The organism is Pseudanabaena yagii GIHE-NHR1 (assembly GCF_012863495.1).
Lineage (GTDB): Bacteria > Cyanobacteriota > Cyanobacteriia > Pseudanabaenales > Pseudanabaenaceae > Pseudanabaena > Pseudanabaena yagii.
The window spans coordinates 2,872,023-2,898,147 of sequence record NZ_JAAVJL010000001.1 but is presented as its reverse complement, the minus strand read 5'-3'; the positions used below and the strand labels follow the sequence as shown (position 1 = coordinate 2,898,147).

The following is a 26,125-nucleotide window of genomic DNA, read 5'->3' as shown; positions in this document are numbered from 1 at the left end:
ACAAACAAAGGATTTATTGTAGGTAAGTGGTCAGCGCATCGCGCCGACTACTTACCTATTTAGCACTACTTAAATTGCGTAAGGGAGTTTCCTGCCCGTAGATAAACTTACGCTCTAAGTTATTGCAGATGAACCAAACGGCGATCGCTATGACCGCAGCCGCAGAACCTACAGCAATTGTCAAGAGGTTTGTAGATAGGAAATAACTAATTAATGGGGTGACTGTCCATGCGATCGCCGCAGTGATGATACTTGCGGTTTTGAGCGATCGCACAGTTCGTAAAGACTGACGACAACTGGCACATTTAGAAGTGTGAGAGTGATAACGCTCTAAAAGAACTTCTTTAGCAATCGGCGGAGTTAACCTCTGTCCTACAAAGGGATCAGCTTCATAGCGATTTACCCATTTGCGTAATTCTGAAACGTAAGTATCGGCAGATGTTGGTAAATAGAAAGCCTTGGCATAATTACCATCATTTTCGGGTTGAGCAAGTGCCTGTTCTAGATAACGCTCTTGATAATGTAGAAAGATTTGATCATCTTCAAGAATTCCATTCTGTCCGATATGGGAATACCAACGGGGCATGATGCTTATAAAAAATCGAGGAATTGCTGAATTGAATTGAAAAGGGAAGCGAGCAAACATCCGACATTCGCCTTTGCGTGTGGGAGTAGCATAGACCACTGTCATTGTTCTACCAAATTGTTTGGAAGTGAGGTCATGCCACATCAATGAAGGTGCAATAAAAGTCGTATCCTGTCTTCCTAATTTGCCACGGCGAGGACCTTCTGCCCATGTGCCATTAAAGCCATGTTTATGAGTTTCTAGAACTTCTAAAAACATTGGTGCAGCGTTAGCCCGATTACCGACAGACTTGTGATGGGTAAAGGGTAGATGACTAGCATCAAGGACATTTTCTAGAAGGGTAATTGCATCATAGGGAAGATCCCGAAAAGTACCAAATAGAGTCCATTTTTCTGGCTCAGCTTCAATAGGATCGACGATGGGGATTTTGACATTGGAGGCATTTTCAGGTTTGCCAGCGTAAATGAAGAGCATTCCCTGACGCTCGGCGGTAGGAAGTGATTTCACACAAGCGCGTTTTGATCTGTGGGCATCGCCATTTTCGGGCTGTTGAGGGATGCGATCGCAACTGCCATCACCCTTAAATGCCCAGCCATGATAGGGACATTCCAATAAGCCATCCTCAGCAATTCTACCTTCCGATAGAGGCACAAGGCGATGGGGACAGCGATCGTCAAAGGCTTTCCATGCTTGGCTATGACAATCCCACCAAATTACGAGATCGCGTTCTAGTAAGGTAAATTTGTTGGGTTTCTTCTTATCCAAATCTTCTAGATAAAAGACGGGATACCATACCTCTTGCCAATCAAAGCGCTCAGGATCTTGACCTCCCGCAGCCAAAGTTTGGGACTGTGAATTGTTAGCTGTGGTATTTCCAGAGTTAATTTCATCTCGCAGCAAGGTATTTGCAGTCATAGGTATAGCTAAACCTGTCAAATTGTAAAGTTATGTATAGTTTAGCCTGCGATCGCCAAAAGCAGTGTTTCACCGATGCAAGGAGCTAGGCTTTTTAATCGGGATGATGCATTTGTTACAAAAAAATGATAATCTTAATAAAAAGTTAAGTTTTGTTGCTCCCCCAAATCCTATGCTTCGTCTCGAACACATTCAGAAAATTTATCCCACTGGCGAAGTCCTCAAAGACGTTAACTGGGAAGTCAAAACTGGCGATCGCATTGGTTTAGTCGGTGTCAATGGTGCGGGGAAATCAACACAACTCAAGATTATTGCAGGGGAAATCGAACCAACCGCAGGGCAAATCGTGCGTCCTTCGAGTCTGAAAATTGCCTATCTTAGCCAAGAATTTGACATCGAAGAGACTCGTACCGTCAAACAAGAGATGTGGCAAGCATTTCAGGAAGTACGCGAAATTCAGAAGGAATTAGCGATTATTCATCATCACTTGGAAAACCTCAAGGATGGTGAGGACTATGAGCCGATTCTCAAAAAGATGGATCGTTACCAGCGTCAGTTTGAAGATCACAATGGCTATGAATTGGAAAGCCGTATCGATAAACTATTGCCAGAACTAGGTTTTAAAGCTGACGATGGCGATCGCTTGGTCAGTGAATATAGCGGTGGTTGGCAAATGCGGATGGGCTTAGGCAAAATTTTGCTGCAATCGCCAGACCTATTGCTATTGGACGAACCGACGAACCACTTGGACTTAGAAACCATTGAGTGGCTAGAAAAATACCTGCGATCGCTAAGTACACCGATGGTGATCGTCTCCCATGACCGTGAATTTCTAGATCGCCTCTGTACCTCAATTGTAGAAACTGAGCGTGGCGTATCCACCACCTATTTGGGCAATTACACCTCATACCTCAACCAAAAAGCTGAAGCCAAAGCTGCCCAGAGTGCTGCCTTTGAACGCCAACAAAAATATATCGAAAAGCAACAGGTATTCGTCGATCGCTTTAGGGCAAGTGCTACCCGTAGTACCCAAGCCAAGAGCCGCGAAAAGCAATTGGACAAAATCGAGCGCATCGAAGCTCCTGACAGTGATGTGCGGACTCTCAAGTTCCACTTCCCCCCAGCATCTCGCAGTGGGCGCGTCACCGTCGAAATTAAAGATCTCACCCATGCTTATGGGGATCAGATTCTATTCTTGGGCGCAGATCTAGAAATCGAAAGAGGCGATCGGGTTGCCTTCCTTGGTCCTAATGGCGCAGGCAAATCTACCCTACTCAAAATGGTTGTGGGCAAAGAACCCTACAACGAAGGCGAAATCAACCTTGGTCACAATGTCCTCATTGGCTATTTTGAGCAAAACCAAGCGGAAGCCCTCGACTTGCACAAAGACGTATTTCATACCATCCATGACGATTTTCCCAAAATGACCCATGAAGAAGTGCGTGGCGTATTGGGTAAATTCCTATTTAGTGGAGACACTGTATTTAAACTAGTACGCGATCTCAGTGGTGGTGAAAAAGCAAGACTTGCCCTTGCGAAAATGTTGCTTACTCCAGTCAATTTCCTGATCCTCGATGAGCCGACTAACCACCTTGATATCCCTGCTAAAGAGATGCTAGAAGCGGCTTTGCGTGAGTATGAGGGTACTGTAGCGGTGATCTCCCACGATCGCTATTTCATCTCCCAAGTTGCGAACAAGATTGTGGAAATTCGTGATGGCGATCTCGTCGTATATGCAGGTGACTATGCTTACTACCAAGAGAAAAAGGAAGAAGAGGAGCGAGAAGCTAAATACAAGGCGGAAATGGCAGCTAAAGCAGCTAAAGATGCCCTAAAAAAAGAAAAGGAGCGTGTAAAGCAAGCAGAAAAACGTCAAGAAAAGCAACTACAAAAGGCAAAAGCCAAGTAACAGGCCATTCTAAATAGGTAAGTATGGGCGGCGCAAAGCGCCGCCCATACTTACCAAAATAAATCCTTTCCTTATATGCTTCCTGTAGTTAGTCTGAACTACCCAAAGCTAGAAGCTGTAATTTTATGTAGTTATAGTGCAAATAGTTTTTACTTCAGTAATATAACGGCATAAAATTAAACTAAGGGTTTTCTGATGAACGAAAGAGACGCAGTCGTTCTTTTAGATATAAGCACAATTCCTATGTTGGATCACTTTGCTAGGAAACGCAAACTGATGGAACGTTATTCCCAAGGAGAAAGAAACTTTGAGGGAATGGATTTGATGGGATTAGATTTAAGCAAGGTTGACCTGAGTAATGCAATTTTACGCAATACCAATCTGGTTTTTGCAAATCTATGGGAAGCAACTCTTTGTAACGTTGATCTATCAGGTGCGAACTTATCAGATGCTGATCTATGTGGTGCTTCGCTCTTAGACGCAAACCTTAATAATGCCAATATCACACGTACTAACTTTAGTTATGCTGCCTTGAGTGGGACTAGTTTTGCTAATGTGAGCTTAGATGGCGCAAATTTACAGACCTCTATTTTAAACTGTACTAATCTGCGTAGCATGAGTTTTGTAAGAGCCAATCTGCAAAAAGCTTATCTTCTAGAAGCCAATCTTTCTAAATCAGATTTGAGTTACGCTAACTTGCATCATGCTTTTTTGTTTAGAGCCAATTTAAGTCGTGCGAATTTACAGCACGCTAATCTCAGTGAAGCAGATTTGAGTGAAGCCAGTCTCCACGGAGCAAATTTAAAAGGAGCAAATTTAAGTGAAGTAGATTTGCGTGAAGCTGATCTTGATCGCATTGACTTTAGTGAGATCAATCTGCGTCTGGCTAATTTGAGTGGATTAAACTTGAGTAATGTTAATTTCAGTGGTAGCAATTTAAGTAAAGCAATTTTACGCGGAACGATTTTACGTGGGGCTTGTTTCAATGCCGCTAATCTATGGAATGCGGATTTAACTAATGCAGATTTGACTAATGCAGATTTAACTAATGCAGATTTATATGGTGCTAACTTTGATGGTGCTAATTTAAAATATGCAGTTTTAGATGTAGGTTGGAAAAATGGTGTCAAGATTTGCCAGACGACTTTGCCAGACGGACATGTCTCAATGCGAACCTGTCAATCTTAGATTACAGTGCCTTGAGCTGACTTGAAATACAGAGAAATTTTTGAAAGCGTGGCAAAGCAGCGCTTTCAAAAATTTCTCTGTATTTCTTCAAGCTTCAACAGTCTGTAACAGTGATTGCTATATTTAGAGACAATGAAAGAACTGTTTAGTTTTCACGATCCCAATTTATTGCGAATGGCATTAACCCATCGCTCCTATGTCCATGAAAATCCGAGTGTAGGTGAGGATAACGAACGTCTAGAATTTTTGGGGGATGCTATTTTAAATTTTCTAAGTGGTTCCTACCTCTATCGTCAACATCCTGAATTAGGTGAAGATGAGTTGACCCGTCGGCGTGCGGCTCTGGTGGACGAAAAGCAATTAGCTAATTTTGCGATCGCCCTAGAATTAGACACGCAAATTTTGCTAGGCAAAGGGGCACTACGTGATGGGGGCAATAAAAGTGATAACCTTCTAAGCTGTGCCTTTGAAGCGATGATTGGCGCTTTATATCTAGATCGTAATTGTGATGTGGAGTTAGTTCGACCTGCGGTAGAGGCACTGTTTACATCAGTCCCACCTGAGTTGGTAAATACTCGTTCTGATCTGGATGCGAAGAATCGACTACAGGAATGGGTGCAGTCCTATATTGGTCACACCTTACCGCGCTATATCACCGAAAAAGTAGGTGGAACTGATCATACGCCCGAATTTGCGTCTAAAGTATATGTTGGAGATCGCTTATATGGTCAGAGTCTGCGAAATTTTTCTAGCAAAAAAGAAGCAGAACGTGCCGCCGCGCTTGACGCATTAGAACAAATAGAGAGAATGTTATGAGCCAATATTTCCATTGCGTGACAATATTGGCAAGGAAAAAGTTATGGCAGAAGATTGGTTGATTATTGGCAAAATTGTTTCACCGCAAGGACTCAAGGGTGAGGTAAGAGTTTTATCCTATTCTGATTTTCCTGAGCGCTTTGAAACTGCTGGCAAGCGTTGGATTGCACCGTCAGAGAAAGTAGAACCCCAAGAAGTAAAAATGTTATCTGGTCGTGAATTGGCTGGTAAAAAGAATCTATTTGTGGTGCGTCTTGAAGGAATTAACGATTGCGATCAAGCTGAGGCTCTGCGTAACTATGTAATGATGATCCCCACTAGCGATCGCCCTTACTTAGAACATAACGAATACATGATCGCTGATTTGGTAGGTTGCAATGTTTACCATCAACCGACAGGTAAGCTCTTGGGTGAAGTGATTAGTATTATTGCCGCAGGTAACGATCTGCTAGAAGTTCGTAATCCTGACAATGAAGAAATCGAATTAATTCCTTTTGTCGAAGCGATCGTTCCCTTTGTAGATATCCATCAAAAAAGAATTGAAGTTACTCCTCCTCGTGGACTCATCGATAAGTGGCTAAATGCTGCCTCTTAAGTTTACGGTATGATTGAAAAGTATAGCTATGTAATGCTTTCTAATTAATAGAGCAAATAATCATGATTCCAGAATCGGGCGAAGGTTTTAAATCGGGCTTTGTTGCATTAGTCGGGCGACCTAATGTGGGTAAATCGACATTACTTAATGCTCTCATTGGTCAAAAAATTGCGATTACTTCGCCTGTTGCCCAAACGACTCGCAATCGTTTACGCGGAATCCTGACATTACCCACAGCGCAAATCGTACTAGTAGATACGCCCGGAATTCATAAGCCGCATCATTTGCTAGGTCAAACCATCGTCAAAAATGCCATTGGAGCGATCTCTTCCGTTGATGCTACGGTTTTAGTAGTTGATGGTAGCGATCGCATGGGAACTGGTGATCGCTTTGTTGCTGAAAACATCTTGCAGAGCAAGGTTCCTGCCATTCTTGGTGTCAATAAAATTGACATGTTAGAGAATTCTACTGCGAGTGAAATCTTGGCAAGCTATGAGAGCTTTGCCACCGAGCATGGTTGGCAAGTTGCCAAGTTTTCGTCAGTGACAGGAGAGGGATTAGAAGTATTGCAAGCCATGATGTGCGATCGCTTACCAGAAGGTCCCTACTACTATCCACCAGATTTAGTTACCGATCAGCCTGAACGGTTCATTATGGGCGAATTAATTCGTGAACAGATTCTTTTACTAACTCGCGAAGAAGTTCCCCATTCCGTTGCCGTCAGCATTGATCAAGTTGATGAACAGCCTAAAATTACTAGAGTCATGGCGACTGTCCATGTTGAACGTGATTCACAAAAGGGAATTTTGATTGGCAAGAAAGGACAAATGCTGAAGGAGATTGGTACTCAAGCCAGACAGCAAATGCAGAAATTAATTATGGGTTCTGTCCACTTAGAGATCTTTGTCAAAGTTCAGCCTAAATGGCGCTCATCGCGATTCCAACTATCGGATCTGGGATATCGTGTGGAATAAAGTGCGAATTCCTATTTAAAATTCATTGCCATAGTAAATTCTGACTCCCCACATTCCGACAAGAAGGATGAGTAGAGCAATATCACGGGGAAGTAGTCTTAGCGGATTCCACACGACAAGGTGAGTGTTGGGACTTGTAAAACCACGTACCTGCATAGCACTGGCAGTTTGCTCAGCACGGATGAATAGATTGTCAATCAGGCGTTCCGCAAGGATTAGCCAAATTTGAGTGGTACGTTTAAACCCTAATCTTTTCCAATTAATGGAACGGGTACGCATTGCCCTAGCGAGGTTCTGTACTTCTTCTAAAACGAGGGGGACAAAACGTAAGGCAAGGGTGAGCGTGAGTACTACTTCAACAACAGGGATTTTGAAGAATTTTAAGGGTGAAAATATAGAAGCGATCGCTGCTGTAATTTCTTCGGGAGCCGTAACCAAAAGAAATAGCGTTGGTGCATAGAGATAGGTAAAAATCAATGTACAGACCCGCACACCTAACTCACGGGATCTGCGAGTAATAGTGATACTACCTGCTTTCCAGAGTACATAGTTATAGGAAGTTGGTTGTGGTAATTTGAGGGTTAAGGGCGAGGTAATACTCGGTTTATCATTACTAACATTCACTTCAGGAATGGGGCGGCGTGGCTGCACTGTGGCATTGAATCCATCGGGGGAAATCGTGGCGATCGCAAGGGTCATAAAAGCCAGTAACAGCAAAATCCCCATCTGCTGTTTCCATACGCGCATGGGAATTTTGGAAGCAAGGGTGAGCAGGATCAGTAAAACAGCGATCGCGATCCTCCAAAACTCATTAGCTTGAATTGGTGTTAATAAAAATGTTAGTAACCCAAACAGTTTAATGCGTGGATCAAGCCGATGTAGCCATGTGATGGGCTGTTCGAGGTAAAGTCCGATAGGAAGCGATCGCAGTATATCCACTATATTCTGATATTTTTCGAGGATTTTGTTCGTGCAATTTACAATATACCAATTAAGAGCAACAGCACTTCCTATAGCAAGCCTAAATGGTTTGTGGAAGCGCACTCCTTCAGGGTGCGCTTCCACAAACCCAAAAATCTACCAATTCGTGTACATACCCTCTAAACAATTAGCTTAGGCTGAGTTAATAAGGGACTTGCTATTAATTAAAGTACCTGTGGCTTCGACTCCGCTCAGCCAACGTTAGCTGAGCGAAGTCGAAGCTAGATAAATGTGGTGGGACATTTTTTATCCGCAAGGCTTAATGCCTTTTTGAGGGTTAGAGTTTGCTAGGTGCGCTCGAATCAACTACTCTAATTCTTCCCGACTGAATTGCGGCAAATACTGAATTAATTTGATAAAGTTCCTGCTCGTTGAGTCCGATATTCTCAAATAAGCTATTGTAAATTGCCTTACTAAAATATAGATAGCTTTTACGATTAATGATTCCTGACTGCATAATCCGCAGTACAACCTCATCAATAGTAATTGTATTCGTGGATCTCCCACGGGTAGTATTTTCAGGTAAGTTAAATCCAGTAATCTGATCGCTCGTATTCACAGATGTCGCTTTTGGAGCATCATTAGGTTTGTTAAAGTTAGGTGGTGTTGATGGTGTTGTTCTACTGGATAAACACCGATTAACTGCGGACTTCAGCATTTCAGGATCGAAGGGCTTAGTCAAATAATCATCTGCGCCGATTTCCATGCACTGCATCACACTATCCATTTCTTCAAGAGCAGAAATGATGATGACAGGAATATTTCGTAACCTTGGGTCTTTTTTTAAATATTTTAGTACTGCATATCCATCGATCTCAGGCATCATGATATCTAGAAGAATCAAGTCATAGCGATTTGCCTGAATCATCGATAAAGCCGCACGACCATCTACTGCCATTGATAGATTAAAATCCTTTCTATGTAAGCGCCTTGCCAACATATCTCGATTTATTTCATTATCATCAACAATTAATATTTGGAAGTTTTGCATTGCCATGTTGCTACCCTTACTTACGAATTGTGAGACCATAACTTAACGCGATTTCGCCCTTCTCTTTTAGCTTCATATAGAGCGAGGTCAGCTTCTTTGATTAATTGCTGGGAAGTTGTCAGTTCGGCAGAAGGGTTAATTGTTGAGATTCCTAGGCTGGCGGTAACGTAGGAATTAATCTGTGAAGATATATGAATAACATGAAGATTTTCTATCGCAAAGCGAATTTGTTCTGCACAAAAGCTTGCCCCCTTCAAATCTGTATCTGGTAAAATTACCGCAAATTCTTCACCTCCATATCTTGCTAATGTATCTCTTGGCCGTTTAATAACTCGCGATGCGGCGATCGCTACTTGGCATAGACAGTCATCCCCAGCAAGATGCCCATAGGTATCATTGTATTTCTTAAAATAGTCTATATCAAATAGGATGAGGGATAGAAATTTATGTTCTCTTTTCGCTGCATTCCATTCCCTTTCTAAAACTTTGTCGAAATAGCGACGATTAGCAATTCCTGTTAAGCCATCACGGTGAGATAGCGCTTCTAATTCATTTTTGATAATTTCTAGCTCATAATATGCGACTGCAAGTTCTTTGTAAGCCGCCTCAAGTTTTTGCTTATTTAAAAATTCGCGATCGTGTAACATTTTCTTCTCAAGGCAGGCTCTAACTCTAGCTTTGAGAAGGACACGATCATAGGGTTTGATTAAATAATCTTCGGCTCCCTTTTGAATGCAGGTAAGCATCATCTCTTTTTCGTCTAATGCTGAGATGATAATTACAGGAATAATTTGCCATTCTTGGTGAGATTTGAGATGGTTTAGCATTTCTAATCCATTCATCACTGGCATCATCATATCCAGCAAAATTAAGTCAATTGATTGTGATGCGACGATTTCCAGACCTCTTTTGCCACTATCAGCCAAAATAATGTTGGTATATCCTAAATTTTTTAAATGGCGATAGAGAAGCTCTCGATTCATCTGAGCATCGTCAACAATGAGTAAGCTAGATTCACTAATTTCTGGCATACTTTTCCAACAATCTCTCAATTTTTTCTAATAATCTTGCAAATTCAATTGGCTTAGTGTCGTAATCATCACAACCCGCCTCAATCCCTCTTTCGCGATCGCCTACCATCGCATGAGCCGAACAACCAATAATCGGAATATTGCTAGTTGCATCTATTTGTTTTAAGCGTTTGGTCGCTTCCCATCCATCTAAAATTGGTAAGCTCATATCCATCACGATTAAGTCAGGGAGTTCTAACTCGGCTGTGGTTATGCCCGTAGCTCCATCGACTGCTATGACAACTTCAAATCCCCTACGCCTCAATCTTCGCGATAACATATCGCGATTCATTTCATTATCTTCAACCAGTAGAATTTTTGCCATATCGATTTAGGTCGTCCTAGTTGTATGCCCCTAGCAAATTAAGTTCTACGGATTACTCCCCCTGTAGTATTGATTATAGATACTTTGCACTTTCTTAAACACTAGATCAATTTACAAAAAAACTACAAAGCAAGACTTTTGTAAATTTACCTATACTACACAAAAAACTAAATATGCTGTAAATGAAAATTTAAATCTTCATTTAGTAATTTACACAGTAGATGTAATACCTTAACCATAGTTTCAATATTACCCTGATCTTTTCTAGAAAATTACAATGATTCAGATATAAGTAGGACTTACGCAAGTCTAGCGAGTTGAAAAGATTTTAAGTAAGTTTGTGTGCGTGAATTCATGCTCAAATCTACTCACTTCAATAGCATTCCTAAATCATTTGTAGATTTTTGGTTTTGTGGAATCGCACCCCAAAAGAGTGCGATTCCACAAAACATTTAGGATTGCTATATGCTTATTTGAAAACTAAGTAATCAAACCTATTAAGATGTTTGAGATTTTATTTTGCCGTAGGCAAAAAAGAAGTTGGCTATGATTCAGTTTGTTCGCCAATTAATGCAAAAAGGCAAGAAAGACTTGGTATGCCAAGTCTTTCTTAATTTAGGCTATTTGCCCATGCCTAGTTGTTGTGCTTTTTGGTAAACCTTTCCTTCGGTCAAAAGTGATGGTGCAATGACCACTTCCACTTGTTGCATTTCACGAATATTAGCTGCACCTAAAGTTCCCATACTAGTTTTGAGTGCACCTAAGAGGTTGTGTGTACCGTCGTCAAGCCCCGCAGGCCCGCGTAAAATTTGCTCTAGGGAACCTGTTGTCCCCACCTTGATGCGAGTACCACGTGGCAATACAGGGCTAGGTGTTGCCATACCCCAGTGAAAGCCTCGTCCGGGAGCTTCAGATGCTCTCGCGAAGGGGGAACCAATCATCACAGCATCAGCACCACAGGCGATCGATTTACAAATATCTCCCCCCGTAATCAGGCCACCATCGGCAATGATGGGCACATACTTGCCAGTTTCTTTGAAAAAGTCTTCACGGGCAGCAGCACAGTCAGCGACGGCTGTGGCTTGAGGAACCCCAACACCAAGTACACCTCTAGATGTGCAGGCAGCACCAGGACCAATGCCCACAAGTACACCAGCGGCTCCTGCTCTCAACAATTCTAAAGTGACATCGTAGGTAACACAGTTGCCCATGAGTACTGGAATTGGCATTTCTTGGCAGAATTTGGCAAGATCGAGAGAAACCAATCCTTCCGCCGCAATGTGAGTGGTAGATACTACTGTGGATTGCAAGAAAAATAAGTCACAACCTGCTTCGGCGGCGATTAACCCATATTTGAAGGCATTAACAGGGATGCTGCTGGCGCAAGCAATACCGCCCTTCTCTTTGATTTCGCGGATACGTTTTTGGATGAGTTCGGGTTTAACTGGCTCAGCATAAAGCTGTTGCATAAGTGAGACAAACTCGGTAACGCCCACGGATGCAATTTTTTCTAGGATTGGCTTGGGATCGTCATAGCGGGTTTGGATACCATCAAGGTTAATTACACCTAATGCTCCTAGCTCAGAAAGTCTTACAGCCGCATCGACATCGACAACGCCATCCATAGCGCTGGCAATAATCGGAATTTCTCGACGAATTCCCCCAACTTCCCAGAATGTATCGGCAACGTTGGGATCGAGGGTTCTTCCTCCTGGTACTAGTGCAATTTCGTCGATGCCATAGGCTCTGCGTGCAGTTTTACCGCGCCCAATTTGAATGTCCACTGTTTGTACTCTCTTCTCTAGAATTTAAGTTTAGGTTAGTGCTGATTGTAACTACATGGCACGAAGTGACACACAGTTACAAATTCACCATTTGCCAAGGTTGACGTAAGAATCTCGTGTTCAAGATTTACGCGAAGGGTTGATGTTTTAAGCAGCGATCGCTTGGTAATTGCCACTAAAGTTGTACTTAGTGTTACAGAAAATCTTAATACTTTCTTAAGATACTGTTGCTTATTGACTAATGATAGCTAATTAGTGCTATGGAAGGTTATTTTTTAAGAGAAGTGCTAATATCCCATCTTAATAAAATAACAAATCTCACCGATGGCTGAATTTTTTAATACCTATGGTTTTTTGATTGTATCGGCAATTTTTGGGGCAATCCTAGGGATTTCCGTTTATCTACCATTAATGGCAGGTCAGTTATCGCTAGCAACATCAGGTTTTTATGCCTTGGGTGGATATATCGCCGCGATCGCCTCTACTAAGATTTTAACTACGACCACAGGAACTGTAACAATTTGGTGGCTATTACTCGAAATGTTGCTGGCTGGTGTCGTATCAGGAATATTGGCGATAATTTTGGGGATTCCTGTATTACGTTTACGGGGAATTTATCTAGCGATCGCCACTATTGCCTTTGTAGAAATTTTGCGAGTGGTATCTCTAAACTTGGAGATCACTGGTGGTGCGATCGGTATTTTTGGTATTCCTCAGCCATTTCAATCACCTTTGGAGTATTTATGGATTGCGTTGCCATTGCTAGGCTTAAGTATGGCATTTATGTATCGCCTAGAAAAAATTCGCGTTGGACGAGCCCTAATTGCCATTCGGGAAGATGAACTTGCTGCGGATTCTATGGGGATCAATCCTACTTATTACAAAGTTTTAGCCTTTACCCTTGCAGCGATTTTGGCAGGTATGGTTGGAGCCGTGAGCGCCCATTTCTTAAATACATGGAATGCTCGTCAGGGAACTTTTGATGCCAGTATTATCTTCTTAGCTTTTGTATTAATTGGTGGTTCGCGGACATTCTGGGGACCCGTGATTGGTGGCATTGTGCTGACCGCTTTGCCTGAAGCTTTACGAGGTATCGCGAGTACTGGTGTTCCTGTATGGCTAGGACAATTTCTCAAGGATGGACGTTTAATCATTTTTGGGATATTGATTGTGGTTGGTACAATTTTTTATCCTAAAGGAATCATTACACCCGAATTTTTAGTCTGGTGTAAAAAGGCTACTCAAAAAATATTTGTCAAAGATAAACCTAAAGATAGACAAGGGGCTTAAATTCCTCGTCTCTGCGATATAGAGTCAATATGTCACCACGAGAAATAGATAATCGCCGATCTCTAACAATCTTTGGCTCCTTTGCATTATTGGTGAGTCTATTGGGATATGAGATCGCAACACCTCAGATATTCCACAATTTGCCCTGTGTGGTTAATTGTGAAGCAAGTGCCGTTAATGAATTGCTCAATAAAGATAAAGCGATCTCTAGTTTGATTAATCTCAAACAACTTGATAAAAAGGCAATCTCCCTTGTGATCGAAAAATCTAAATATAAGCTCACGGTTTATTATCAAAAAAAGCCGATTAAATCCTATGCGATCGTTTTGGGAGCAAATCCTAAGGATGATAAAGTCCGCCAAGGCGATAAGCGCACTCCTGAAGGCATCTTTCATGTACAGGAACTGTACTACCATTCCGAATGGTCGAAGTTCATTTTGCTAGACTATCCCAATCAAGAATCATGGCGCAAATTCTCTCAGGCAAAAGCTAGAGGTGAAGTAAAAGCTAATGATGATATTGGAGGTGAGATAGGTATTCATGGGGTTGAGAAGGGCAAAGATTGGCTCATTGATCGCAAAATTAACTGGACTTGGGGTTGTATATCTTTAAGGAATAAAGATGTTGATGAAATTTATCCCCTATTACAACGTGGAACAACTATTGAAATTTTGCATTAGAAGAAAGAGAGAGCCACTAAGTGGCTCTCTCTTTCTTATCTGAATACCGTATATTTAGTTTTTTTAAGTAGTTAGGCAGAAATAAATATAAAACTTTCGATGGGATAACCACCTAAAGAACTGTGAGCTCCGATACCAGCGATGATAGCAAGAGCTAAATCATACTCATTGTCAAATATCTGACCCGCAATTTCATAGGTTTTCAGTTGGAGCCACTCGGACTCAATCAGATTCATTTCCGAACAATAGGTAGGCAAAAAGAAAAAGTATACCTGCCAACGAGTCCATTGTTGCTGAGATAACAGACTGGTATGTAGAGAGCCATTGTCTTTGATTTCTAAAGTAATTCGACCAGTCTGAGCTAAGGCATGAGCCGTTTTCTGAGCAACCCAATCCATCACTTTAATGTAACTCTGACTATTGAATCCACCTTGAGCTAGAGCATACTCGAATCCTTTGTCTGGTTGCCATAGTCCGAGAATACTAACGCGCTTTCTATTTTTTTTCAGGGGTTGCTCCATCCGCTTTTGTTGACCTATTTGGCTGTAACTATAACTACTAACAGCACTTTCCAGACACCAACCTGCTTCATCCAAATACTTTAACTCGATTTCCCCTGCTTCAGCAGCTCGTATCAACATCTGTAAGTAAGCTTGTTTCAGGTTTTTTTACAGAATCTTGTTTTCCTCTATGATTTGCTCTTGTTCATTTCCACTGATAATTTTTTTAGGATTCGCCTTAATCGGTCACTACTCAAATCAATCCCTCGCTCTTCCTTGAGTTTATGCGCTAATTGCTTACTGTTGTACGTACTTGGGTCGTTCTCTAAACAATAAATTAAGTATGCCATGTCGATGTCTTGCCATTTTGCTTTTGCTCCTCTTCCCTTGATTCCAGATAACCCTGCTATACCTCCTGCTTGCCAACTCTCAACGTTGTACTCACTCTATGCTCATGGCACTTGAATATTTCTGCTATCTTTGGTGCGTTCCATCCTTGGGCATTCATTCTCACTATATGCGCTCGGTCGCGAGTCCTCTGTGGTAAATTTTCTGCTTCACTCATCTCGCTTAAGGTAACTTCTTGCTCTGCTGTGAGTATTATTCTTATTGGCGCTGGCATTGTATTGTTTGTAGGTATCTCATCTTATATTTAATTCTGCCTACCTACTTATCTAAAAATAATTTATATGACTCACTTAACTGACCCGATCACACTTCCCAACAATTTAGAAGATACGACTGAACAAGCGATCGCTGCTACATATCAAGCGATCGCTGACGGTGCTACCCGTATCCTCGTAGATTTGCGCTTTCCTGAACTCAAATCTATGCCGATCGCCTATGAATTTGCCCGTAGTTTTAATGAGCGCTATGACAACGCATGGCAAGCAATTTTTTCCGATGCAGGGGCAGCCGCATTAGCAAAACGGGAATGGGCAGATCTCGATGTGTCAGTGCGTGGAGTCAATGAAGGTCGTAGAGCTGTTCGCGAAGAAGACAAAGCCTTTTTGTTGGTGGAGCCAAGCTCCGTTGAAGTCGATCAGGTTGAGAAATTGGTGCAACTAGCAGGCGATCGCCCCTTTGTGATGCTCAATCCTCGTCTTGAAAATAGTGAGGTGGGTTTGGGACTTTCCGCAAGACGACTACGCGATCGCTTTTTAAGTACTTTCGAGACTGCCTACTACATCAAACCTCTAGAGCTTGGCGCATTATGGCGTTGCTATCCGCAAACATGGCAGGTGTGGGTGAATACTGAAGAGGGAATGCAATTTCTTTCAGAAGTAGAACAGCGTCCTTCTAGTGACGATATTGACCGCCTCTTCCGTCAGAAAACTGGACAGAAGACGGGTTCTTTTTTAGGACGTTTACAAGAGTTATTTAGTGCTTTAGGCAGATAAATACTAAAAAAGGATGGGCAGCGCTTCGCGCTGCCCATCCTTAAACTAAGAGGAGGCGCTATGTGCCTCCTCTTTTATGCAAGACTAGCTGAATTGGAAGATCGTAGGAGTTGAACCTGCGAGAATATTGTCGTTAATATTGCTAGACGTAAATCCGTTGACTCCATTCAAAGTTAGTAATAGAGAACCACTGCCAAAGTTATTGTTGCCAGCAATACCATCGCCTAAGCGGAACTGAGTGTTTCCATTGACAGTACGCACATCAATGGCAGCAATACCATTGAATTGGAGCAGATCGCCGCCAATGCCGCGAGTGAATTGATTAACCACATCGCTATCGTCACCAAGGTTATAGACGACCCTATCGGTAGCGCCATCATTGAGACCGAGGAACAATGTGTCATTGCCAAAGCCACCAACGAGGATATCTGCGCCCAACCCACCAGTTAGAGAATCATTACCAAATCCACCACTGAGAGTATTGTTGCCATCATTGCCTGTAATAACGTTATTGCCGCTATTGCCAGTACCATCGATGTTTGCGCTACCCGTTAGAGTCAAGTTCTCAAGGTTTTCGCCGAGAGTCCATGAAACGCTTGATTTTACCAAGTCAGTACCTTGGTTTAATGCTTCCGTAATTGAATCACCCAAGTTATCGACAATGTAAGTGTCATTACCCAGACCTCCACTGAGGGAATCTGCTCCAATACCACCATCGAGGATATTATTGCCGCTGTTACCGATAATGATGTTGTTCAGGTCATTACCCGTACCATTGATTGAGCTATTACCTGTCAGCATCAGGTTTTCCACATTGGCTTCCAAGGTGCGAGTGACTCTTGAAAGAACTGTGTCGATTCCTTCATTCGCCAACTCAGTAACTACATCATTCGTGTTATCGACGATATACGTATCATTGCCAGCACCACCCACAAGCGAGTCAGCATTACTGCCCCCATCAAGGATGTTGTTACCAGTATTGCCCACGATCGCATTTTTGAGGCTGTTACCAGTGCCGTTGATATCACCATTACCAATGAGGGTGAGATTCTCAAGGTTGTTACCCAATGTCCAGCTAATGCTAGAACGGACAGTATCGATACCAGAGGAATCTGTAATGGTGTCATTGATGTTGTCAACAATGTAGGTGTCGTCACCTGTACCACCTGTCAGGCTGTCAGCACCTAAACCACCATCGAGAGTATCGTTACCAGCACCACCACTGAGAATATTGTTGGCATTATTACCAATGATGATGTTGTCCAGCCCGTTGCCAGTTCCTGAAATAGCGCTACCTGTCAGGGTCAAGTTTTCGAGATTGTTACCCAAAGTCCAATTGATGCTGGATTGAACGGTATCAATACCTTCGTCTGCTAGCTCAGTGACAAGGTCGCCTGCGTTATCCACAACATAACGGTCGTCACCCAAGCCACCTTTGAGATTGTCAATACCCGCTCCACCATCGAGAAGATCGTTACCAAATCCCCCAAAGATTTCATCGGCTTGACTGCTACCTGTAGCATTGAGACTGCCAAGGAAGTTAGAGAAGTCAAAGCGCTCGAAATTGTTAATGGTAGTTCCACTGAGTCCTGCAAGCCCTGTGAGTAAATTGGCTCCATTGTCAGTGATATTTAGTGAGAGGTTATCCGAGGCATTGCCACCGAAAACTACCAGCCGATCGCTACCAGTACCACCATCAAAAATATCGTTTTGTTGGAGATTGAAGATATCGGCAATGACGCGATCATTACCCGCACCGAGTAGGAATTCATCGGGATAAGGTGTTGCCGCAAAGGTATTGTCGCCACTTGTACCGATCTGGGTGTTGTAGATGTTGAGCGCGATCGCTTTGCTGTCAGTTAAGGAACCACCGCTTCCAGTATTGCCGAGGTCATTAACAGTGAGGTTAAACGTATCTGCTCCAAGTCCAAAGACATTAGGATTGCCCTTGTAGGAGAGAGTTGCTAAGGCAGCATTGATATTGGCGATCGTGCCACTAAAGGTAATGTTGCTGCCACTGGTCGCACCCGTTAGTCCCGTAGTAGTACCTAAAGTGAGTACACCCTTACCTGCTGACAAGGTAACTTGAACTGGGGCATTAAGTGTTTCACCCGCATCGATATCGCTAATGCTAATACCAGTAATTGGTTGACTGATATTGCCACTGATCTTGCGGGTAAGCGATCCAGCCGTGAGGACTGGAGCATCATTTACCGCCGCGATCGCAAGGGTTTGGGTTGCGGCGACTGAGCCTCCTTTGCCATCAATGACGTTGTAGCTCAAATTAACCGTGCCATTGAAGTTGGCATTGGGTGTGAAACTGTAGGTGCGATCGCGATTGTCGATTAAAGTGCCATTGGTAGCAGTTAGCCCAGATACGGAGAGAACATCGTTGTTTGCGTCAGTAAATCCAGCGAGCAAGTCTGCGGCGGCGATCTTGTAAATTGTGTCCTCTTTTCCAGCCGTAAGGATTGTAGGAGTGCCTGTCAGAACTGGGGCGCTATTGACATCATCATTGACAATCGTCAAAACCGCCTTGGGTTGATTGATTCCGATTAATGTTCCTGAACTAGGATTTTTGAGACTCAAGTTGATGGTTTCATTACCTTCAGGATTGGTATCTCCCACAATTGGAATCTGCACATCCTTAAAGGTTTCACCAGCAGCAAAGGTTACGGTAATGGGCTTGTTGTTGTAGTCCAACAAAGAAGCCTTGTAGGTATCGGGATTGAAGAAAGCAAGAAGCTGACCACCTTCCACGAGTTCTCCTGGGATACTGTAGTGAGCCTGAACATCGAGCAAGAACCAACCTGCACCAAGAATATCTTGAGCATCGATAATGCCAGAAGATTCTTCGTCTTGGGTTAAGAAATTCGCTGAGCCAGAAACGAATCGACTGGGATCGTGCTGAGCAATTTGTGTAAGTTTATCCGTGGCGATATCGTACTGCCAGATTTTGCCAATAGCAGCTTGGTTGCCGATATCCTCTTGGAGCAGAATATGCCCGTAGCGATCGATGGTGAAGTTGTCAAACATTCTCTGACCTTCCGTACCATCAAGCACCATTTCCACGGTTCCACCTGCCTCAGGATTAGTCGGATCGTCAAAGCGCAATCTCCAAAGACGGCTGGGACCTGTAAAACTGTTGGTAGTAGTGAAGTAAAAATCTCTTGGGCTAGAAGGATCCCATGCGCCATCTTCAGGTCGCAAGAAACTAGTGACTCCTGCGGCTTCACTCGCAGCATCTAAGGTAGCCCCAGTAGTATTTTGCACAGAACCCAAATCTACGAGACTGAAGCGGTTTCCAGCCGCCAAAGTGGTAGTGTTGGCTTCATCTACTAGACCATCGACTTTAATGCCAAATAGCTTACCGTTAGTTAGACCAGCTTTTTCAATTTCAGTACCCGTATTGGTCTTAGTACCGACATAGAAGTAAACCTGACCGTTCGTGCCATCATCCATTCCTCCAATGACTGTTTTGTCGCTTGCAGTGGGACTAGCCACTGCATTTTCATGACTAAACTTTCCAAGTGATGGTAACTCATAAGATGTCCCTGCATTTAAACCAGTAGCAATATGTCCAACAGCACGACCTTCAACCCCACTTTCCTCACCATTCAAATAGATTCGTTCAGTAGTTCCTAAACCTGTAGCACTATTGTAGAAGGCAGAAACTGGAGCGAGATCGGCTGAACAAAAACGACTAAATGCGGCTAAGGGAGACGGATTGGCAGCATTGTATGTGGTATATCCAGAGCCATTCCAGATATTCATATTCTGGGTGAGGTCGCTACCACTCACAACGGATAGGTCGGACTTATTGATAATCCATTTGGATACAAAAGCACCCTTAGAGCCATTTGCCCGAACAATACCACTCGTATTTCCCAGCTCATGGTTCATTAGAAGCGTGAAAGTTCCATCACCATTGTCAAAGGAACCCAGACCATCGGGAATACCAACCATCTTATAGCCACCGATGCTATCGCCTACCGTCAGGATTGAGGTGAAGCTAACACCTGCTGCCGTGGGAACTAAATAGGGAGTTGCAGAGCTGCTAGCACCTTGGGTTTGAGCAAAAGTTGGCGGAATCACGCTGCCCGTTGCCGTACCGTCATTCAATTGCAGTTCTACAGTACTTGTTCCCGATACATCCCCTGTTCTAGTGATGCGAACGGTTGCCGTTGTAGAACCATTGCCTTCGGTAACTGTGTAGTTAGCGCCACTGAAGTCGATCGCTGAAACAGGTAAGGTTTTGCTGACCTCCAGAATTCCCAGTTTTTCAGGGGTTGCCGTTCCTGCAACGTTAAAGTCGTTGTCATTAATGAGAGCAAGTTGGTTAGGAGCAATCAACGCCAGACCTTCGAGCTTTTCGACACCTGTGTAGCCATACTGAGCAGCATTGGCAATTAGGCTCTTGGAGACTACATTAATACCTGCGCTGGCGAGTTCGGCAGAAGTGAGTTGCTCGATCGCAGTTTTACCAGTGGGGAAGGTAAAGTTGGCATTGTAGATATTGGTTGCCGCACTCAAATCAATTTGATAAATCAATTTGTTAGATGCAGAAGTGGCAAGATCATCGCGTTCGACCACAGCGAATTTGCCATTACCAAGGGAAACAGCATCACCGAGTTTGTCGGTTTTGGCATTACCACTTGCAGAAATACTGTCTAAAAGATAGATATATTCGCCAGTAACAGCTTTAGAAGCAATATCGAATTCCAAAATGCGGAGATTGCGCGAGTTTCTGGAAGTCGTATCGCCAGCATTATCAGGATTATCGATCGCACTCTGAATGAAGGCATAGAGTTTATTACCCTCTAGGGCAATAGCTTCAAAACCTCGGTTATTGCGGCGTTGGGCATAGACTGCGGGTAATGCTTCTGTACCAAAGCTGCCAGCAGGTGCATCGGGATTGGGGGCAGTTGCCGTGCCTTGAGGAATAAAGCGATCGAGCAGTTTTCCATTCACATCAAAGTGATAAATGGCGGGACGGTATTCATCCACCATCCAATAGTCACCATTTGCCGCAACCGCAATTCCCTCTAAATCCGCACCCAAAGGATCGTTGGGCAGAACATTACCATTGAGATCCACAGCGATTTCATCGGTGTAAGCAGTTCCATTAGCTCCTGCTTGGAGGTTAGGCAATCCCGTTAAGGGAGTTGTACCATCGGGACGGAATAAACCCGTGCGATTGGTAATCGTGATATCGCCTGTAGTGCGGTTCAGCTCAAAGCTGACGATTTCGGGTTGGAAGTTAGGCAGATAGAATGGTCTTTTTGCTCCCGTTGGATCGCCATTCGGTCCGCGATCGGTGTTAGTGACAAACTTGAGATTGCCATTGTCGGCGAGTCCTTGGAAATACAAGCCAGAGAAGCCACCTAACGAGATCTGTTGCCCATTCGTAGTTGTCCCAAGGGTTGGGAGGTTTGAGAAATTGTAGTTCGCTACATTGGTGAATACCTCGTCTTGTCTCACACTCAAATTTTGAATGCGCTGATCGAGTGAAGCAGAGGTATCGGCGACGGAGTAGGCAGTTTGCGGTGTGCCGTGGAATGTGCGGAGGAAATCCTCAAAGGCTTTCTGTTCCCCAAGAGTATTGGTAGGCACATTTGCAGCAGCAGTGAAGTCTAGAGTCTTGCTAATCGGTGCGGATAGAGTGCCATCACTTAGTAAATAGCGGAAGTTATCGGCATTTGCCTTAATTGGATAACCATCGCCACCATTTGCCGTGAAGTTAAGCACGACAGCACTGATGGTTGCGGGTGCGGTTGGTAATATCACCCCATTGTCCACGACCTTGGCAACCAGACTACCGTTAAGGTCATAGATCGCCACATCCTGTACTTTAGAGCCTGCGGGTTTGGTGGGATCGTAGGAAAATCGAATGCCGCCAAGCTGGGCATAGCCGCCATTTCCAGGGGCAAGTCCAGCCGCATAGTTCAGAATGTTTAGCAGTCCCTGCGCGGTCGTATCGAACACCATCAGTTTATTGTCAAAGCGGAGTGCATTTTCCACATCGAGTTGGGAGATTGCACCCGCAGGTTTCACGCTGGAAGCGGCTGGTGGTTCCTTCCCGCCATCTTCACCGATCGCACCTATCGAAGCACGTAAACCACCACCATTCTTTAATGAAAAGAGGATGGCATTATTGCCAAGAGCTGCTTTTGCCTTAAATAGATTGGCATCGGCAGTAATGTCGCCAAGGTTGACTTCCTGCGCTCGACCAAAGGCGCGATCGCCTTCCAAATAGACATTGGTGTAGCCAAAGATGTTGCTGTCCTTGGAGATAATTACATTGTTAATTGCCTGTGTGATGGCATTGACATTAGAGCCGATCACACTACTGGCAACGATCTGAGCTGCTGTCTGTGTCGTGCCATAGGCAGCCTGAAGGTTAGCCTCAGTTGACGCATAGGCTCCATTAATTATTGGATTAAGATTGGGAAGGATAATCTCACCATTCGCATTGAAATCCACTACGAGGCGACCGAGATAGGAATATTCGGTGTCAGTGGTGACGATTAAAGTTGGCTTGCCGTCAGATCCAGCAGTGACAATGGGGTAGGTATCGACGAAGTTGGCGGAATGACCGTTAAAGCCAACAGCCGTATCATTTGCATCGCCCAAGCGCTCATGTCCACCACCAGCAATCATCACATCAATGCCAGAAACTAAAGGCGCAAGCGCTTTGTTGCGATCGATCGTGTCGAGCTGATCGACCATCACGATCTTGTTAATACCTAGTGCTTTGAGCGCATCCACTGAAGCCTGAATATATGCCGCGACCTCCTGTAAATCGTCAGTTGATGGAATGCCATCGTCCTTTGGTACAGTGCCATTCGGCGAGGTCTTACTCAACAGATCGTAAGTTGTAGCGCCAACGATACCAATCTTCTCTCCGCCTTGAGTTACTACGGTATAGGGCGCAATCTTACCCTTGATTGTGGAGGCTTCTTTGCCAGCGAATGCGTTCGTTGCCGTACCACCGAGCGAGGCATCGGCTAGACCACGCAACGAGCCGTCAGCACTGAAGTTTAAATTGGATGTAATCAGAGGGAACTGTGCACCAGTCCAAGCCCCTGAGGGTGCGATCGCACTTTGCAACACTGGCGAACCAAGATCGAACTCATGATTGCCTAGTGCTGAAACATCGGTTCCAAAAGCGTTCATGATCGCAATGTCAGGACGACCGAGTGCTGTACTGCCAATTCCAGATACAGCATTTAAGGAAGGGTCGGAACCACCAACCAACCAAGGACCGGGAATATAACTATCCCCTTCACCAATGACTAAAGTATTGCTGTATTGGTCATCAAACTTGTCGATCAGCGCACCCATGATTGGCGCAGTTTCCACACCAAGTAAGCCACTCTCACCATAGTAATGAAGCAGTTGCAATGTATAGGAAGCTTGATTGGGAGATGGGAGATTGAACCTTGCCACACTGGGATCGTGGTCGCTAACTTGATCGGCAAACTCAGAATTAATATGTACGACATCAAACCCATCGAGTTTGCTACTGAGATTGTTGCTCACCAAAATCTGATCTAGCGCTTGGGCATTGCCTTGAAAGTTATAGGTATAGCGCTCGTTGACTGGCAGAGTTTCGATGAGAGTATTCAATCCACCACTTTCTAAAGTACTGAGGGGATTAGAGAACTCGAAATCATTTAAGTCACCTGCCACAACAATATTTGCCTTGGGATTGGTTGCGAGCAAACCTTGCACGTAATCTTTGACGATCGCAGCTTGTTGGTTGCGTTGTACTTCACTATTTAATGTCGGTGGTTGATTAGGTCCAAATAGAGGTTGATCGCCGCCTTTAGAGTTGAAGTGGTTGCCAATGACGGTCACTTCCTGTTGGTTAAAGACAAATTTACCCACGAGCGGTTTACGGCTGCTAGCGAAGGCATCACCATCAGCCAGATTGGTATCGGTCAAGCGTTGCAACGATCCTTCAACAAAACTAACGCGATTGGGGTTAAACAGAAAAGCTACGCGGATGTTGCCACCAGGTTCGCCACCATCTTGATTGTTGACTGGATTAATTTGGCGATATTCGTAAGTAGGTCCACCTGCAGAGGCGATCGCATTAATCAGCGTTTGCAAGGTGACATTCGCATCAACCGTCCCATCGTTAGTTGCACCATTATTGTCCTGAATTTCTTCAAGATTAATGATGTCGGGCGACTTCATGTTGCTGACAATGGCACTCGCGATCGCATTAAATGTCGTATCGCTAGGATCGAGGTTTTCTACATTGAAGGTTGCCACGGTCAATTGCGTAGCACTGCTGGTTAGGTTCGTAACCTCTTTTTGTAAAGTCGAGGGTTTTACTACTGTTGGTGCTGTTGAAACCAAAACTTCGTAGTTGTTGAAATCATAGTTAACCACGCCAGTAACGGAGCTAAGCTGAGTGCCAACATTTACATCGGGCAATACAAGCGAATTGTTCAGATCGTCGATCTGGATTCTTTCAGGATTGAAATCACTGGATGTAATCAGGCTGCCGCCTTTGCTGGTGAGACTGGTAGCATTGGTTCCATTGTCAGCTAACACCCAAATTTCTTCCGATGTTCCGAATTTTGCCGTGGGTGAAGTTGCAACAGGATTGTTTACTTGCACCAGCATTCCTTCTAGGCTTTCGTAGAAGTCGATACCATCTTGTGCGGGATCAAATACAGTACTAGCATTCTCCACATTGCCGCTAGCTGCATCATTACTAATAATCTGATTGGGAATCGCTCGTCCACCATTGCCGAGAATCGTTGCGGCAGGTAAAGCATTGCCACTGGAGAGTTTTGTAATTACAGGACTAACAATTTCCGTAACGGTGAGGTTATTCGCTGAGCCTCCAGCACGAAACTCGGTTACTGTTCCGTTAACTAATAAGGAATCTCCTACTTGTACCGTGGGCGCAGAAGATGTAAATACAAAAATCCCTTCTGAAGTAGCATCATTAGTATCAGGGTTAGGATCTTGCAGGTAGAAACCATTCGAGGCGATCGCTGTGACGATACCTGCAACACCTGTTACTGCTTGTCCTGCATAGGTGGAAATATGTCCCGCACCTTGAATATCGTGAATCCGCACATTAGGGCTGACCACAACATCGTTATCAGCGATCGCGATATTTAAAGAAGTAGTACTACCTAACGCAATTCCTGACGATGGATTGCTAATGCTTAATGTAGCGGTTTCTGTACCTTCCACTAAAGCATCATCGACAACGGTAAAAGTGACCGAGCCTGTCGTCGCCCCATTCGCGATCGTGATGACATTATTGCTAAGCGTATAGTCTCCTGTAGTAATCCCCAGTCCATTCACCGCAACGGTAACGCTTTGATCGCCAGTCACAGCACTAGATGCGATCCCTGTCAGGGTAATTACGGTTGTGCCAGCTTCTGAGCCTGTATTCGTACTTACAGATAGGTTAACTGTAGGATTTGAGGAAGCACCAATACTAAAAGAACCACTGAAATTAGTCGTCACCGTATCGCTTCCAGTCCAGTTACTAGGATTATTAATCGCTATTCTTGCCTCCTCTGCTGAGGCAAAGGTAGTTGCTCCTGTGTAACGTGAGTTATCAAATTCAGCCGTAGCCTGACCAACCGCAACAGCATTTAGTCCTAGTGTCAAACCATTAGGAAGGGCGGTAGTATTTGAATTAGTTGCATTCGCATCGAACGTAGAACGGTTGATGGTTACTGCCGCTAAAATATTGGGTGAAGTACTAGTTGTGGCGCTGCCAGAGCCAGTCAAATCTCCCTGAAAAGCAATTAACGAGTCACCTGAAGTTGATAAGGCAAAGTTTGTCCCGCCACTGATGTTCGTCCACCCAGTATTTGCCACACCATCGACATAGGTGATTACAGTTCCGACAGTCTGAGCAGTGGGTGCAACATATTGCAAAACACCTTCGCCAGTTCTAAAACTACCTGACGATAACCAACCATTATCTGTAACGTTGATAATAGTTCCTGCCTCAATATCTTTAAGTAATACAAAAGAGAAGGTGTCAGGATTATCGGCAATAAGACTTAGAAATGCTACATCACCAGAACCAAGAATTGAAGCTGCCATTGTTAACTATTTCTCACTAGCTTGTTTTGACG

General features: G+C 43.9%; 18 protein-coding genes. 8 read left to right on the top strand and 10 right to left on the bottom strand.

The window, feature by feature from the left end:
* Positions 1–55 precede the first annotated feature (55 nt).
* Entirely contained in the window at positions 56–1,501 is a 1,446-nt protein-coding gene (locus HC246_RS13225) for an aromatic ring-hydroxylating dioxygenase subunit alpha (protein WP_169363787.1), read from the bottom strand.
* 172 nt (positions 1,502–1,673) lie between these two features.
* On the opposite strand from HC246_RS13225, the gene HC246_RS13220 reads away from it, so the two are divergent.
* The 5 genes from HC246_RS13220 (at position 1,674) to era (ending at position 6,983) form a co-directional block, all read left to right on the top strand.
* A complete protein-coding gene (locus HC246_RS13220; RefSeq protein ID WP_169363786.1) occupies positions 1,674–3,410 on the top strand; it encodes an ABC-F family ATP-binding cassette domain-containing protein in 1,737 nt (578 codons plus the stop codon).
* A gap of 195 nt (positions 3,411–3,605) precedes the next feature.
* Complete coding sequence (locus tag HC246_RS13215; RefSeq protein ID WP_169363785.1) at positions 3,606–4,598, top strand: pentapeptide repeat-containing protein; 993 nt, start codon at positions 3,606–3,608, stop codon at positions 4,596–4,598.
* 132 nt (positions 4,599–4,730) lie between these two features.
* Complete coding sequence (gene rnc, locus HC246_RS13210) at positions 4,731–5,414, top strand: ribonuclease III (RefSeq protein ID WP_169363784.1); 684 nt, start codon at positions 4,731–4,733, stop codon at positions 5,412–5,414.
* A gap of 43 nt (positions 5,415–5,457) precedes the next feature.
* On the top strand, positions 5,458–6,009 hold the full coding sequence (gene rimM, locus HC246_RS13205; RefSeq protein ID WP_169363783.1) for a ribosome maturation factor RimM: 552 nt from the start codon (positions 5,458–5,460) through the stop codon (positions 6,007–6,009).
* A gap of 62 nt (positions 6,010–6,071) precedes the next feature.
* Positions 6,072–6,983 (top strand): GTPase Era, encoded by a 912-nt coding sequence (gene era / locus HC246_RS13200; RefSeq protein ID WP_169363782.1) that lies wholly within the window; start codon positions 6,072–6,074, stop codon positions 6,981–6,983.
* Between the two features lie 15 nt (positions 6,984–6,998).
* On the opposite strand, the gene HC246_RS13195 is transcribed toward era, so the two are convergent.
* The 5 genes from HC246_RS13195 to HC246_RS13175 form a co-directional block, all read right to left on the bottom strand.
* Complete coding sequence (locus tag HC246_RS13195; protein WP_169364588.1) at positions 6,999–7,922, bottom strand: energy-coupling factor transporter transmembrane component T family protein; 924 nt, start codon at positions 7,920–7,922, stop codon at positions 6,999–7,001.
* Positions 7,923–8,241: 319 nt separating this feature from the next.
* On the bottom strand, positions 8,242–8,961 hold the full coding sequence (locus tag HC246_RS13190; protein ID WP_169363781.1) for a response regulator: 720 nt from the start codon (positions 8,959–8,961) through the stop codon (positions 8,242–8,244).
* 14 nt (positions 8,962–8,975) lie between these two features.
* Positions 8,976–9,986: a diguanylate cyclase gene (locus HC246_RS13185; protein WP_169363780.1), complete on the bottom strand. Its 1,011-nt coding sequence runs from the start codon at positions 9,984–9,986 to the stop codon at positions 8,976–8,978.
* Complete coding sequence (locus HC246_RS13180; protein ID WP_169363779.1) at positions 9,973–10,350, bottom strand: response regulator; 378 nt, start codon at positions 10,348–10,350, stop codon at positions 9,973–9,975. The genes HC246_RS13185 and HC246_RS13180 overlap by 14 nt, the downstream gene beginning before the upstream one ends.
* A 620-nt stretch (positions 10,351–10,970) precedes the next feature.
* On the bottom strand, positions 10,971–12,134 hold the full coding sequence (locus HC246_RS13175) for a GuaB3 family IMP dehydrogenase-related protein (RefSeq protein WP_169363778.1): 1,164 nt from the start codon (positions 12,132–12,134) through the stop codon (positions 10,971–10,973).
* Positions 12,135–12,458: 324 nt separating this feature from the next.
* On the opposite strand from HC246_RS13175, the gene HC246_RS13170 reads away from it, so the two are divergent.
* On the top strand, positions 12,459–13,424 hold the full coding sequence (locus HC246_RS13170) for a branched-chain amino acid ABC transporter permease (RefSeq protein ID WP_169363777.1): 966 nt from the start codon (positions 12,459–12,461) through the stop codon (positions 13,422–13,424).
* Positions 13,425–13,453: 29 nt separating this feature from the next.
* Entirely contained in the window at positions 13,454–14,104 is a 651-nt protein-coding gene (locus HC246_RS13165; protein WP_169363776.1) for a L,D-transpeptidase family protein, read from the top strand.
* Positions 14,105–14,175: 71 nt separating this feature from the next.
* On the opposite strand, the gene HC246_RS25525 is transcribed toward HC246_RS13165, so the two are convergent.
* From HC246_RS25525 to HC246_RS26930, 3 genes are read right to left on the bottom strand one after another with little or no spacing between them, the layout of a single operon-like run.
* Positions 14,176–14,745: a transposase gene (locus tag HC246_RS25525; protein ID WP_211167705.1), complete on the bottom strand. Its 570-nt coding sequence runs from the start codon at positions 14,743–14,745 to the stop codon at positions 14,176–14,178.
* 47 nt (positions 14,746–14,792) lie between these two features.
* Complete coding sequence (locus HC246_RS26935; protein WP_404822273.1) at positions 14,793–14,996, bottom strand: hypothetical protein; 204 nt, start codon at positions 14,994–14,996, stop codon at positions 14,793–14,795.
* 14 nt (positions 14,997–15,010) lie between these two features.
* Positions 15,011–15,112 carry a hypothetical protein gene (locus HC246_RS26930; protein WP_404822272.1) on the bottom strand — a complete coding sequence of 34 codons (102 nt, stop codon included), beginning with the start codon at positions 15,110–15,112 and terminating at the stop codon, positions 15,011–15,013.
* 181 nt (positions 15,113–15,293) lie between these two features.
* Here HC246_RS26930 and HC246_RS13155 point away from each other — a divergent pair, with 181 nt between their 5' ends.
* On the top strand, positions 15,294–16,004 hold the full coding sequence (locus HC246_RS13155; RefSeq protein WP_169363775.1) for a DUF1995 family protein: 711 nt from the start codon (positions 15,294–15,296) through the stop codon (positions 16,002–16,004).
* 84 nt (positions 16,005–16,088) lie between these two features.
* Here the strand turns inward: HC246_RS13155 and HC246_RS25515 are convergent, their stop codons facing one another.
* Positions 16,089–26,093 carry an esterase-like activity of phytase family protein gene (locus HC246_RS25515; RefSeq protein WP_211167703.1) on the bottom strand — a complete coding sequence of 3,335 codons (10,005 nt, stop codon included), beginning with the start codon at positions 26,091–26,093 and terminating at the stop codon, positions 16,089–16,091.
* Positions 26,094–26,125 lie beyond the last annotated feature (32 nt).

Excerpts from the sequence above, each read along its gene's own strand:
- HC246_RS13225 (WP_169363787.1), bottom strand. The coding sequence starts at position 1,501 with ATGACTGCAAATACCTTGCTGCGAGATGAAATTAACTCTGGAAATACC.
- HC246_RS25525 (WP_211167705.1), bottom strand. The coding sequence starts at position 14,745 with ATGTTGATACGAGCTGCTGAAGCAGGGGAAATCGAGTTAAAGTATTTG.
- HC246_RS13165 (WP_169363776.1), top strand. The coding sequence starts at position 13,454 with ATGTCACCACGAGAAATAGATAATCGCCGATCTCTAACAATCTTTGGC.
- HC246_RS25515 (WP_211167703.1), bottom strand. The coding sequence starts at position 26,093 with ATGGCAGCTTCAATTCTTGGTTCTGGTGATGTAGCATTTCTAAGTCTT.
- HC246_RS26930 (WP_404822272.1), bottom strand. The coding sequence starts at position 15,112 with ATGAATGCCCAAGGATGGAACGCACCAAAGATAGCAGAAATATTCAAG.
- HC246_RS13170 (WP_169363777.1), top strand. The coding sequence starts at position 12,459 with ATGGCTGAATTTTTTAATACCTATGGTTTTTTGATTGTATCGGCAATT.
- rimM (WP_169363783.1), top strand. The coding sequence starts at position 5,458 with ATGGCAGAAGATTGGTTGATTATTGGCAAAATTGTTTCACCGCAAGGA.
- era (WP_169363782.1), top strand. The coding sequence starts at position 6,072 with ATGATTCCAGAATCGGGCGAAGGTTTTAAATCGGGCTTTGTTGCATTA.
- HC246_RS13220 (WP_169363786.1), top strand. The coding sequence starts at position 1,674 with ATGCTTCGTCTCGAACACATTCAGAAAATTTATCCCACTGGCGAAGTC.
- rnc (WP_169363784.1), top strand. The coding sequence starts at position 4,731 with ATGAAAGAACTGTTTAGTTTTCACGATCCCAATTTATTGCGAATGGCA.
- HC246_RS13185 (WP_169363780.1), bottom strand. The coding sequence starts at position 9,986 with ATGCCAGAAATTAGTGAATCTAGCTTACTCATTGTTGACGATGCTCAG.
- HC246_RS13190 (WP_169363781.1), bottom strand. The coding sequence starts at position 8,961 with ATGGCAATGCAAAACTTCCAAATATTAATTGTTGATGATAATGAAATA.
- HC246_RS13155 (WP_169363775.1), top strand. The coding sequence starts at position 15,294 with ATGACTCACTTAACTGACCCGATCACACTTCCCAACAATTTAGAAGAT.
- HC246_RS13180 (WP_169363779.1), bottom strand. The coding sequence starts at position 10,350 with ATGGCAAAAATTCTACTGGTTGAAGATAATGAAATGAATCGCGATATG.
- HC246_RS13215 (WP_169363785.1), top strand. The coding sequence starts at position 3,606 with ATGAACGAAAGAGACGCAGTCGTTCTTTTAGATATAAGCACAATTCCT.